General features: G+C 69.8%; 8 protein-coding genes and 1 pseudogene. 5 read left to right on the top strand and 4 right to left on the bottom strand.

The window, feature by feature from the left end; all coding sequences use genetic code 11:
* The first annotated feature begins 89 nt into the window (after positions 1 to 89).
* On the top strand, positions 90 to 950 hold the full coding sequence (locus tag EV375_RS09240) for a fumarylacetoacetate hydrolase family protein (protein WP_130299024.1): 861 nt from the start codon (positions 90 to 92) through the stop codon (positions 948 to 950).
* A gap of 160 nt (positions 951 to 1,110) precedes the next feature.
* Here EV375_RS09240 and EV375_RS09235 read toward each other — a convergent pair whose 3' ends face one another.
* Positions 1,111 to 2,202 carry a Gfo/Idh/MocA family protein gene (locus tag EV375_RS09235; RefSeq protein WP_130299023.1) on the bottom strand — a complete coding sequence of 364 codons (1,092 nt, stop codon included), beginning with the start codon at positions 2,200 to 2,202 and terminating at the stop codon, positions 1,111 to 1,113.
* Between EV375_RS09235 and EV375_RS29650 the strand changes: the two are divergent.
* The 4 genes and pseudogenes from EV375_RS29650 to EV375_RS09220 form a co-directional block, all read left to right on the top strand.
* Positions 2,111 to 2,395, top strand: a pseudogene (locus EV375_RS29650) (hypothetical protein); the annotation flags it as partial. The gene EV375_RS09235 and the pseudogene EV375_RS29650 overlap by 92 nt on opposite strands.
* Before the next feature lie 279 nt (positions 2,396 to 2,674).
* On the top strand, positions 2,675 to 3,856 hold the full coding sequence (locus tag EV375_RS09230; RefSeq protein ID WP_486588716.1) for an ROK family protein: 1,182 nt from the start codon (positions 2,675 to 2,677) through the stop codon (positions 3,854 to 3,856).
* Positions 3,857 to 3,933: 77 nt separating this feature from the next.
* Positions 3,934 to 4,713 (top strand): HAD-IIA family hydrolase, encoded by a 780-nt coding sequence (locus tag EV375_RS09225; RefSeq protein WP_055485148.1) that lies wholly within the window; start codon positions 3,934 to 3,936, stop codon positions 4,711 to 4,713.
* A gap of 294 nt (positions 4,714 to 5,007) precedes the next feature.
* Positions 5,008 to 6,120 carry a glycoside hydrolase family 6 protein gene (locus tag EV375_RS09220; protein ID WP_130299021.1) on the top strand — a complete coding sequence of 371 codons (1,113 nt, stop codon included), beginning with the start codon at positions 5,008 to 5,010 and terminating at the stop codon, positions 6,118 to 6,120.
* A gap of 125 nt (positions 6,121 to 6,245) precedes the next feature.
* On the opposite strand, the gene EV375_RS09215 is transcribed toward EV375_RS09220, so the two are convergent.
* The 3 genes from EV375_RS09215 to EV375_RS09205 all read right to left on the bottom strand — a co-directional run bounded on the left by EV375_RS09215 (position 6,246) and on the right by EV375_RS09205 (position 12,230).
* The gene (locus EV375_RS09215; protein WP_130299020.1) at positions 6,246 to 7,769 is read right to left on the bottom strand and encodes an alanine/glycine:cation symporter family protein; all 1,524 of its coding nucleotides are present in this window, start codon (positions 7,767 to 7,769) and stop codon (positions 6,246 to 6,248) included.
* Positions 7,770 to 8,268: 499 nt separating this feature from the next.
* The gene (gene glxA, locus EV375_RS09210; protein WP_130299019.1) at positions 8,269 to 10,257 is read right to left on the bottom strand and encodes a radical copper oxidase GlxA; all 1,989 of its coding nucleotides are present in this window, start codon (positions 10,255 to 10,257) and stop codon (positions 8,269 to 8,271) included.
* Positions 10,254 to 12,230: a glycosyltransferase family 2 protein gene (locus EV375_RS09205; RefSeq protein ID WP_486588375.1), complete on the bottom strand. Its 1,977-nt coding sequence runs from the start codon at positions 12,228 to 12,230 to the stop codon at positions 10,254 to 10,256. Before EV375_RS09205 ends, glxA begins: the two co-directional genes overlap by 4 nt.
* Positions 12,231 to 12,308 lie beyond the last annotated feature (78 nt).

The following is a 12,308-nucleotide window of genomic DNA, read 5'->3' as shown; positions in this document are numbered from 1 at the left end:
TCGGCCGTTCAGATCGGGACATCGGGACATTCCGGTGGCCGGTCCCGGGGCGGGGCCGGCCGAGCACGACCTCGGGAGTTGAGTGGGACGTGAAGTTGCTGCGCGTGGGACCGGTTGGGGCGGAGCGTCCGGCTCTGCTGGATGAGGCGGGTGTCCTGCGGGATCTGTCGGGTGTCGTCCCGGACGTCGACGGTGCTCTCCTCGCCGACGAGGTGGCGATGGCTCGTGTGCGTGACGCCGCTGCCGCGCCCGGTGAGCTGCCCGCTTTGGAAGCGGAGGGGCTGCGGACGGGGCCGCCTCTTGCCGGCATCGGCAAGGTGGTCTGCATCGGTCTCAACTACCACGATCACGCGCGGGAGACGGGCGGCGCGGTTCCGGAGGAGCCGATCCTGTTCATGAAGGCTCCGGACACGGTGGTCGGTCCGTACGACACGGTGCTGGTGCCGCGGGGCAGTGTGAAGACGGACTGGGAGGTGGAGCTGGCGGTGGTGATCGGCCGGACCGCCCGGTACCTCTCCTCGGGCGAGGAGGCTCTCGCGGCCATCGCCGGCTACGCGGTCTCCAACGATGTCTCGGAGCGTGCCTTCCAGTTGGAGCGCGGTGGTCAGTGGGACAAGGGGAAGAACTGCGAGACGTTCAATCCGCTGGGTCCGTGGCTGGTCACGGCGGACGAGGCGGGTGATCCTCAGGCGCTGGGTCTGCGGCTGTGGGTGAACGGCGAGTTGAAGCAGGACGGCACGACGGCGGAGCAGATCTTTCCGGTGGCTGAAGTGGTGCGCTATCTCAGCCGGTTCATGACGCTGCGCCCGGGAGACGTCATCAATACGGGCACTCCGGCGGGTGTGGCCATGGGTGCCGCGGAGCCGAAGCCGTATCTGCGTGCCGGTGACGTGATGGAGCTGGAGATCGACGGACTGGGCAGGCAGCGCCAGGAGTTGAAGGACGCGTGAGGTGAACGGCCCGGCGGCCGCGGGCCGTCGGGTCTGCCTGACCTGCCTGACCTGCCTGACCTGCCTGACCTGCCGGGCCGTGCCCCGGTCCGGCCCGGGGTCTGCCGGGTCCGCTTGGCTTGTCGGGTGGGCCGGGTCCGCCGGGTCTGCAGGGCGCGCGTCAGTCGAAGTCCGGTGTGACCACGCGGGATTCGAGCGCCGAGGTGCGGGCGGCTTCGAGCACGCGGATGGTGGCCACGGCTTCGTCCGCGGTGACCGGCGGCCGGGTTCCCCCGCGGAGGGCGGCCGCGATCCCCGTGTAGTAGGCGGGGTAGTCGCCGTCCATGGTCGGCACGGGGCGGTGCGCGTGCAGGTCGCCGAGCGTGCCCCAGTCGGCCTCGGGTTCGACGCCCCACCGTTCCCCGCTTGCGGGGCGGGAGCCCTCCCGCAGCGCGGCTTCCTGCGGATCGAGTCCGTCCTTCACGTATGCCGCTTCGCTGCCCAGCACCCGGAAGCGAGGCCCGAGCCGGGCGGCGACGGCGCTCATCCACAGGTGTGAGCGGACGCCGTCGGCGTGGGTGAGGGCGATGAAGGCGTCGTCGTCGACTTGGGCGCCGGGGCGTCGCAGGTCGGTCTCCGCGTAGACGGACGTGGCCGGACCGAAGAGGGTCAGTGCCTGGTCGACGAGGTGGCTGCCCAAGTCGTAGAGGAGCCCGCCGACTTCGTCCGGGTCGCCGGATTCGCGCCAGCCGCCCTTGAGTTGGGGACGCCAGCGCTCGTAGCGGGATTCGAAGCGGTGGACGCGGTCGCCGAGTGCTCCGTCGGCGAGGAGCGAGCGGACGGTCAGGAAGTCGTTGTCCCAGCGCCGGTTGTGGAACGCGGAGAGCATCAGCCCGCGTTCGGCGGCGAGCGACGCAAGCTGCTGCGCCTCCTCGGCGGTGCCGGCGAGCGGCTTGTCGACGACGACGGGGAGCCCTGCTTCGAGGGCCTGGCGGGCGAGCGCCACGTGTGTCCGGTTGGGGGACGCGACGACGACGAGGTCGAGTGCGTCCGCGCGGGCGAAGAGCTCTTCGGTCGTGGCGAGCGTACGGGTGTCGCTGCCGAACTCCGCCTGCACCTGTGCCTGCCGCTCGCGGACGGCGGTCACGACGGTGTCCAGGGTGAGGCCCTCCGTGGCTGAGATGAGCGGCGCGTGGAAGACGGAGCCGGCCAGGCCGTATCCGATGAGGCCGACGCGCAGGGGAGGAGGGGCAGCTGATTCCGTACGGTCCATGGGGACACTTTCGCAACGCGGTTGCGTAAGTGCAAGCCCGGCGGACAATGGGGACATGAGCAGCGAACCCGCTCCGAGCAGTGGCAACGGACTCGCCGTCCCGTACGGCAGGAACGCCGCCCGCGTCCTCGGCCTGCTGCGCCTCGCCGGCCAGGAGGGTGCGAACCGCAGCGAGCTGGCCCGGCGCACCGGCCTCACCCCTCAGGCGGTCAGCAAGATCACGGCCCGGCTCCGTTCCCACGGCCTCGTCACCGATTCCGGCCGCCGGGCCTCGACGGGCGGCAAGCCGAGCACGGTGCTTCGGCTGGCGCCGGGTGCGCGTCACGCGGTGGGGATACACCTCGACCGCGACCGGCTGACCGCCGTGCTCGTCGACCTCTCCGGCGGTGTCGTGGCGGGCCACAGCGCCCCGCTGGACCTGGGCGCCGGTACGGAGTCGCTGCTGGAAGCGGTCGAGTCGGCGGTTCACGACCTGGTCCGCTCGGGGCTTCCGGCCCTGGGAGCCGGCGGTACGAGCGGCATCGGCTCGGAAGGAGCCGCGGGCGGGGAGGTTTGGCAGCGGGCTCCCGCAGGCGAGGAGTGGACGGGCCGCCGCGCGAAGGGTCCCGCCGCGGCCGCGCCGGCCGCGGAGCGCGCCGCCCTGGACGAGGCCAGGCGTGCCGTCGCGGAGGAGGGAGAGCTGTGGAGCGACGGGGAGACCGGGACGGCCACTGCGGAACCCGGGCCAGGGCCTGCCGCGGAGACCGCCGGGAAGACGGCAGAGGAAGGGGAGGGGGTGCCGGAGCCCGGGCGGCGTGGTGACCGCACCGCCGGGCTGGAAACGGGAGCCGCGGCGGAAGCAGACGCCGCGGAAGAAGCGACGGCGGAAGAAGCGGCGGCAGAAGCGGAGGCCGCGGAAGCCGCAGAGGCGCCGGACTCTGCCGGCCTGCCGCCGGGCGCGGGCAGCCGCTGGGGGAGCGTCGTCGGTGTCGGCGTGGCCGTGCCCGGCCCGCTGGATCACGTCCGCGGCGTACTGCGTGATGTCACGGGGGCTCCGCGGCTTGCAGGCTTCCCGCTGCGGGACGCCCTGGTCAGGCGCCTGGGTCTGCCCGTCGTCGTCGACAAGGACACCGATGCCGCCGCGCTCGGGCTCGCGTTGCGCGGCAAGGAGTCGCTGGCCTACCTGCATCTGGGCACGGGTCTGGGCGCCGGACTGGTGCTTGACGGACGTATCCACCGCGGGGGCCGGAACGGGGCGGGGGAGTTCGGGCACCAGGTGGTCCAGCTGGACGGGCCGCCGTGCCGGTGCGGCCGGAACGGCTGTCTGGAGGCGCTGTGCCTGGAGGCCGTGCGGCGCGGCAGGACGGACGAGGCGGCCCGCGTGCTGGGCGTGGGGGCCGCCAACCTCGTCAGTCTCCTCGGTGTCGACCGTGTGCTGCTCGGCGGACGTACGGTCCTGGCCGCACCGGACGCCTACGTCGACGGTGTCGCGGCCCAGTTGCGCGGTGCCGCGGGCGTGGCGGGTGCCGCTCGGGACGTGGCCGGTGGCGGCAGCCGCGCCGTTCGTGTGGAGCTGGCCCCGGAGGGCACCCGAAGCGTCGCCGACGGTGCAGCGCAGCTCGTCCTCGCTCCGCTCTTCGGCCGCGCCCCGGGGGCTCCGGCGAACGGCGGTTAGGGTGAAGCGGGGCGCTCGGGAGTGCGGGCACGCCTATTCGAAACCTGGCCGATCCGAACCCTGGCAGGAGCCGTCACGTGGCAGAGCGAAAGCCGATCGAGTCGTGGCTCACCGACATGGACGGTGTGCTGATGCACGAAGGCGTCCCCGTTCCGGGTGCGGACGCATTCATCAAGCGCCTGAAGGAGTCCGGCCGCCCCTTCCTCGTGCTGACGAACAACTCGATCTACACGCCGCGCGATCTGCATGCCCGTCTGGCTCGGATAGGACTGGACGTCCCGACCGAGAACATCTGGACGTCGGCGCTGGCCACCGCCCAGTTCCTCGACGACCAGCGCCCCGGCGGCACGGCGTACGCGATCGGCGAGGCCGGCCTGACGACGGCGCTGCACGACATCGGGTACGTGCTCTCGGATTCCGAACCGGACTATGTGGTGCTCGGCGAGACCCGCACGTACAGCTTCGAGGCGCTGACGAAGGCCATCCGGCTGATCAACGACGGTGCCCGCTTCATCGCGACCAACCCGGACGAGACCGGACCGTCGGCCGAGGGCGCGCTGCCGGCGACGGGTTCGGTCGCCGCGCTCATCACCAGGGCGACGGGGCGGGAGCCGTACTTCGTGGGCAAGCCCAACCCGCTGATGATGCGGGCGGGTCTCAACGCGATCGGGGCGCACTCGGAGACGACCGCGATGATCGGCGACAGGATGGACACGGACGTGCGGGCCGGGATGGAAGCCGGTCTGGAGACGTTCCTCGTACTGACGGGGCTGACCAGGCCGGACCAGGTCGATGTCTTCCCGTACCGGGCGTCGAACGTCGTCGAGTCCATCGCGGACCTCGTCGACCGGATCTGACGGACCCGAGCCGACGGGCCGGATCTGAGCTGACGGACCGGTCTGTGACCGACCGGTCCCCGCCGGCGCCCGGACGCGCCCTGGCCCCGACGTACGCGTCCCCGCAGCGCCAACGGGCCGAGACGACGCGCACGGAGCGCGAGGCGCATGCCTCCACGTGCGCCTGCACGTCCACGCGAAGAACGGCGCTGTAACAGCCGGTTGAGACTCCGGCAGCCGGTGTGGCCGCTGTGACACGATGGCTCTCCGGTTCCGGGCGCCTGCCGAGGGGCAGGCCCACCCAGGGGGAAGTCGATGCACGGCAGAGGCAGTTGCGTTCTCCGGTATGTTCTCCGGCGCGGAACAGACGGCCACGGCGAACGACCGCGCCGCCGCCCCGTCCGTTCCGGCGCCGCCGCCATCTGTGCGCCGGCGCTCGCCGGCCTGCTGCTGAGCGGATGCTCGTCCGGCTCGGGCTCCGGCACGGGCGAAGACGGCGACGCGGAGGGTTCGGGCGGCGTCGCCCAGCGGCCCGGGTCCGTCACGCCGTACTGGGTCGACCCGAACGGCAACGCGGCCCGGCAGGCGGAGAGTTACCGCAAGGACGGCAAGAAGCGGCAGGCGTCGCTGATGCGGAGGATCGCGGCGCAGCCGGTCGCTGAATGGATCGGTACCGACGATCCGGAGGGGCAGGCGCGCAAGGTGACGAGGGCCGCGGAGAAGGCCGGCCGTGACGCGCTGCTCGTCCTGTACAACCTGCCCCACCGCGACTGCGGCCAGTATTCCAAGGGCGGCGCCGCGGACGCCGCGGCGTACCGCGCCTGGCTGGCCGCGGTGATGAAGGGAATCGGCAAGCGCCCGGCGACGGTGATCGTGGAGCCTGACGCCATTCCGCACGTTCTGATGAAGGGCTGCACCCCCGCCGAGTACGTCGACGAGCGGTACCAGTTGCTCAACGAGGCGGTCGGCAAGCTGCAGAGCCTCCCGGACGTGCGGGTCTACCTGGACGCGGGCAACCCGGACTGGGTGCGCGACCCGGGTGCGCTCGTCGAACCGATGAAGCGCGCCGGTATCGGGGCCGCGGACGGCTTCTCGCTGAACGTCTCCAACTATCAGACGACGGCGTCGAACACGGCCTACGGCAAGAGGTTCTCGCCCATGGTGGGGAACAAGCCGTTCGTCATCGACACCAGCCGCAACGGCAACGGGCCGGTCGAGGGTGCGGGCGCCGACGAGGAAGCGTGGTGCAACCCGGAGGGCCGCGCGCTCGGTGAGGCGCCGACGACGAAGACGGGCGACCGGATCGTCGACGGCTATCTGTGGATCAAGCGTCCCGGTGAGTCGGACGGCGAGTGCAAGGGCGGCCCGAAGGCGGGCCAGTGGTGGCCGCGGTACGCACTGGCCCTCGCCCGCAACGCCGGGAACTGACCGGCCGGGCAGCGGTTCGGTCGGCGCCCGCCCGCCCGGGGGCCCGAGCGGCCCCGAGAGGCACGGACACACCTCGGCCCGCACCGGCCGGAACCGGTGCGGGCCGACATGTGCGCCGTGAGGCCTCAGTTGCGGGCGGCGGGGGATTCCTCCGCGGCCGGCTCGCCCGCCTTCTCGGGCGCCTCGCCGCGGACGTGTGCGACGAAGGACCCGAGTTCGCGCTTGACGACGGGGGCGAGCAGGTACAGGCCGATGATGTTGAAGACGGCCAGCATGAAGAGGAACGCGTCGGCCATGCTGATGAGGGTCTCCAGGGAGAGCACCGCACCCGCCACCGCGAACAGGCTGTAGACGACCTTGAAGATCGTCTCGCTGGTCCTGCTCTTCCCGAAGAGGTAGCACCAGGACTTGAGGCCGTAGTAGCCCCAGGTCAGCACGGTGGAGAAGGCGAACAGCAGTACCGCGATCGTCAGCAGGGTCGGGAACCAGGGCAGTACGGTTCCGAAGGCGTCGGACGTCACGGTGACGCCCTCGGGCTCCTTGCCGACCTTCCAGCTGTCGGGCTTGGCGATGACGATGGTCAGCGCGGTCATGGTGCAGACGATGACCGTGTCGATGAACGGTTCGAGCAGGGCGACGAGGCCCTCGCTGGCGGGGTGCTTGGTCTTCACCGCGGAGTGTGCGATCGGGGCCGAGCCGAGACCGGCCTCGTTGGAGAAGGCAGCGCGCTGGAAGCCGATGATCAGGGCGCCGATGACACCGCCCGCGACGCCTTCGGGATCGAAGGCTCCGTCGATGATGCTGCCGACCGCACTCGGCACCTGGTCGGCGTTCCACAGGATGACCGTCAGGCAGGCCAGGATGTACATGATGGCCATGGCCGGTACGAGGCGGCTGGTGACCGAGGCGATGGACTTGATCCCGCCGATCAGGACGACGCCGACCAGGATGGCGATCAGCACGCCGAAGGAGAGGGCACCGGCGGAGGAGCCGAGCGGGCCGTCGTCGCCGCCGGTGGTGGCGGCGAGCTGCGCGTAACTCTGGTTGATCTGGAAGAGGTTGCCGCCGAAGAGACCGAAGAAGAGGATCATGACGGAGGAGAGCCCGGCGAGAACCGTGCCGAAGATCTTGCCCCCGCTGCCGAAGCGTTCGGCCAGGCCCTTGGGCAGGTAGTGCATCGGGCCGCCGGAGACGGTGCCGTCCGCGTGTTGTTCGCGGTACTTCACGCCGAGGGTGACCTCGACGAACTTCGTGGCCATGCCGAGAAGCCCGCAGAGGATCATCCAGAAGGTCGCGCCGGCGCCGCCGATGCTCACGGCGACCGCGACACCGGCGATGTTGCCGAGTCCGACGGTGCCGGAGACGGCGGCTGTCAGGGCCTGGAAGTGGTTGACCTCTCCCGGTGAGTCGTGGTCGTCGTGCTTTCCGCGCACCACGTCGATGGCGAGCTTGAACTTGCGGAACTGGACCACACCGAACCACACGGTGAAGACCAGCCCGCCGACGACGAGCCACGCCACGATGAGCGGGAGTTCGGTGCCGGCCACGGGTACGGCGTAGAAGACGAGGTCGCTCAGCCAGGTGGCGACCGGGTCGAAGAGGCGGTTCACGGCCTCATCGACGGATTTCGTCATGGAGTCGAGCGACATGTGCCACCTTCGGCGGATCGGGCGGGGTACGGCTGCGGACACGCCTCAGGGTTGCGGCGGTCCGAGCGCAGGTTGTCCCCGGTTGCGCGGCCTTCTCGCGGTGCAGAAGCAAGGGCCGGGCAATTTCGGGATTGCCAGTTCGTATCACGTATGGCGACCGAGTCAAGTGGCATAGATCACTCGGGGGCGTGCACCAGGCGATGTTGATGCGACTGTTACCGCTGCTTGAGGTTTATCTGAGCGGGGGGACAAGGGGTATCTTGTCATGATTCGGGGGTGCTTGCGACGCACCTTTTGGTTGTCGTGGAGGCCTCACCGGTACCCCGCCGAGGGCACGTGTCCTGTCACCGTCCGTAACAAGAAGCGGCCACTCCGGGCCGGCGGATTCTGCCGGTCCCGCCCCCCGGACCGGAGCGTCCTCCCCGCCGACGGCAGGCCCGCTGCCGCCGGCACCACCGCCGGCGGGAGCGGAGATCTGCGTCCTCCCGGAGCGGCGGTCCTACGGCGAGAGCGGTGTCGTCGTGGGCGAATCGGCGGCGAGCGAGCGGGGTACCTTCAGCCACACGGACTTCGAGGGTTTTCCCTTGCCGTCGACGGCCGTCACCATCCACCAGCCGGGCGGAACCAGCGACGGGTCGTCGGGCAGCTTCACCGTCACACCGTCCGGGGTCTTCTTGAACTTCAGTGCGACGGAGGACTGTTCGACGTTGGTGACGTGCGTGAACGAACTCGGCCGGATGAGCCGCATCTTCTCGATGGAACCGGCGTCCTTGCTGCGGAACTCGGCCGTCCCGCCCAGCCGCACGGTCTTCACGTCCCCTCCGGTGTTCCTCAGTTCCGGCCGCTCGCCCTTCGTGTGGAGGTACGGCGGCGTGTAGATGTCGATCTGCTGCTCGAACGTCCCGGGCTTGGTGTTGTCCTTGTCGGCGAAGAGCGAGTCGGAGCCGAACGTCATCACCCGCCCGTCGGGCAGGAGAAGCGCGCCCGAGTGGTAGTTGCGTCCGACGAGCGGGTCGGCCGCGGGCTTCTTCGTGTTGTCGGCGGGGTCGTAGATCTCGGCCTTGAGGATGTTGGAGTCGCTGCGGCCGCGGTAGTCGCCCGATCCGTTCGTGGTCAGCACCTTGTCGTCCGGCAGGATGACGCTGCTGGGGTAGCGCGACTTCGCGTACAGATCGGGCCCGTCCCGGAAGCGCGGGGCCGGGTCGTTCAGGTCCACGATGCGCGTCTTCTCGCTGGCCTTCTTCGACTCTCCTACGCCGCCGCCCCCGAGGACCATGAACTTGCGGCTCTGCGTGGGCGGCAGCGGCACCGACATCGCGGTCTCCAGCTTGTCCGGGTCGCTCATGCCGGGGATCTTGCGGAAGCCGTTGGTCTCCAGGTCCCACAGCCCCGGCGTGCGGCCCTCGTCGGCGGGGCCGTAGCCGGCGTTGGCGCCGGAGTAGAAGATCTTGTTGTCGTCGGTGAGGTGCAGCGCCGGGTAGGTGGGGAAGAACCGCTTGCGCGGCAGGAACTCCCACTTCTTCGTCCGCGGGTCGTAGATCTCGTTCTTGCCCGGGACGACCTGGCCGATGTCGTCGAGACCGGAGACGGAGAGGACCTTGCCGTCCGAGAGCGTGGTCAGCGTCGGGTACCAGCGGGCCTCGTGCATCGGGTCGACCTTGATGTAGCGCTCGGCGACGGGGTCGAACTCGTAGCTGTCCTTGATCCCTTGGAAGTCCTTCTTGTCGAAGGAGAGCTTCTGCGCGATGCCGTAGATGTTTCTGCGCTCGGCCCCGCGCAGCCCGCTGACGCGGTAGTTGTCCTCGGTTCCGGTCTGGTACTGCTTGCCGCGCCGGGCCGCCTCCACATAGACGCGGGCGAGGCTGGGAGCGGTCTCGACCTCGCCGGTGACCGGGTTCACCTTCTTCTTGGCGCGCGGCACCAGGACGTTGTCCTTGGCCTCGAAGGTCTTGCCGTTGTGGCGGCCGGTGAAGCGCGTACCGGCCTTGAGCGTCTTGGCACGGTCGGGATTCTCGTTGTGGACGATCATCAGGCCGCCGGCCTTCTTCACGTCGCCGCCGAGCTTCTCGTAGCGCCGCGTGCCGCCTGCCACGAGCAGCTTCCCGTCGGGCAGCTGGGTGTGCCCCGCGCAGAAGAGGTCGTTGGGCGTGGGGATGTTCTTGAAGGTGTTCTTCACCGGGTCCCACAGGACCGTACGGAAGGTCTTGGCCTTGAACTGCTTGGCGTCGTTGCCCGAACCGGCCACCAGCAGCACCTTCCCGGTGTGCAGCAGCGCCGCGTGGATGGTGTTGATCCGGTACTTCTCCGGAACGTCGACGGTCTTCCAGTGGCCGTTCTCGGCCTTGTACTCGGGCTGGTTGATCTTGTAGTCGTGGTACTTCTCCGAGGCTATGCCGTATATCGCGGGGCCGTTGAACCCCGCGATCACCAGCACCACGGTCGCGCCTATCGCGGTACGGCGCGTACGCCGGCTCGGTCGGAACTTCATCTGTCACGTCCCCCAGGGGCGGTCTGCAGAGGTACGGGCTGCTGCTGCATCGCGTGCGGCAGGCCGCCGCCGTGTGCGGATTCGTCCGGCGGGGGCAGCGGGGCGCCCATCCGGTGCCGGTGGCGCCGCTGCTTCCGCTTCTTCTTCTCCGCGCGTACGGTCACGCGCCAGCCGACGATCGGGGCGGCCGTGATGAGCAGCGCGAGCGCGGCCCACGTGAGCATCGCCGGGTGGTCGTGCCCCAGATAGAAGGAGCCGCCCAGCGAGCCGCCGAAGACGAGGATGAAGAACAGATGGATGCGGAAGGTGCCGAAGAGGGTGTCCGGGCTGGCGGAGTCGCCCTTGGGGGTGACGACGAACTTGCTCTTGCGGCGCAGCACCGTGTCGAGGAGGGAACGGGCGTAGATCGGTGCGGAGAGCGCGGACATGAGCATCCCGGCGAGGCCGCCCGACCCCTCGGGTTCGTGCGGGGAGACGTTGTGCCGCCGGTTCCAGATGTACAGGCCGATCTGAAGCGCTGTCGCGTTGCCGTACAGGGCCATCCATATGGTCGGGTCGATCTGCACGCCGGACGCGCCCATTCCCAGGAAGAGAGCGCAACTCAGCGCCGCGAGGATCCAGTTGAGCGCCGAGATCGGGTAGAAGATCATCAGCATGGTGTAGTTGAACAGCTTGCCGGGCGGCAGTGTGAACAGACCGCGCCAGTACTGCTTGAGGATCGTCTCGTACGTGCCGCGTGACCAGCGCAGCTGCTGGGTGAAGAAGTCCGTCCAGGCGTTGGGCCCTTCACCGACGGCCAGCACGTCCGGGGTGTAGACCGAGCGCCACTTGCGGCCGGTCTCCGGGTTCCGGTGCCGGTGCATCTCGAATCCGGTGGCCATGTCCTCCGTGATGGAGTCGTACAGGCCGCCGATGGCCTTGATGGCCTTGATGCGTACGGCGTTGCTGGTGCCGACGAACATGGGGGCGCTGTAACGGTTGCCGGCGCGCTGGATGAGGGCGTGGAAGAGGAACTGCTGGCTCTCCGCCGCCTTGGTGACGAAGTTGTCGTAGTTGCCGTAGACCTGCGGGCCGATGACGAACCCGACGTCCGGGTCGCGGAAGTATCCGAGCATCCGCTCCAGGTAGTTGGGCAGCGGCACGTGGTCGGTGTCGACGGAGGCGAAGTAGTCGTAGTTGTCGCCGTGCGCGGCGAGCCAGGCGTTGTAGTTGCCGTGCTTGGTCTTCGCCCGGTGCGGACCCTTCTTCTTGTTCCAGCGGGGGACGCCCTTGCGGGTGAAGTGGTGCACGCCCAGGCGGCGGCAGACCTCCTTCACCTCCGGGTCGTCGCCCTCGTCGAGGAGCCAGATGTGCAGCAGGCCGCGGTGGCGTATCTTCACGGCCGCCTCGAGGGTCTTCGTCACCATCTCGATCGGTTCCTTGCCGGGAACGAAGGAGGTGAGGAAGGCGACGCGGGTGCCGGACTCCGGCACGACGGGCACCGGGTCCCTGGCCACGAGCGTGGCGTGCGCGTTGGAGAGGACGTTGAGCGTGCGGAAGAGCTCGATGAGGCCGATGGAGACCAGCATCACGATGTCGAGCTTGAGCACCAGGTCGGAGACGGCGCCGTCGTCGCGGCGCGTCCAGTGCTGCGGCTGCATGAGCCACACCAGGAGGCCGGCGGAGAGCAGCGGCGCCAGGCAGAGCAGTGTGGCGGCGCGTATCCGGTGGGGCTCGTCCGAGAGCAGGCTGCGGTAGGCGACGCGGTAGGGCTTGCCGGGGGCGGGCTGTCTGAGAGGTCCGGCGAGGCGGCTGTAGTGCTCGTAGTCGTAGCGGGGCAGCTCTGCGGGTGTCCAGCGCAGTCCGCGTCCGAGAGTGCCTCTGGCTCTCTGCCTGATGTGTGCGGGGATGCGCAGCTGCGTCGTCCGCGTCGGGTCGTCGTCGGCGGCCTGCTCGTGTTCCGGCTCGCTGTCGCCGGACCAGGTCGAGGTCATGGGTCATTCCCCCTGAACGCAGCAGGCTGCGTGTGGTCGTACTTCCCGCGTCCTTTCCCGCGGCCCCCGGCGCGGCAG

Source organism: Streptomyces sp. CNZ301 (assembly GCF_004217425.1).
This window is presented reverse-complemented; position numbering and strand designations above follow the sequence as displayed.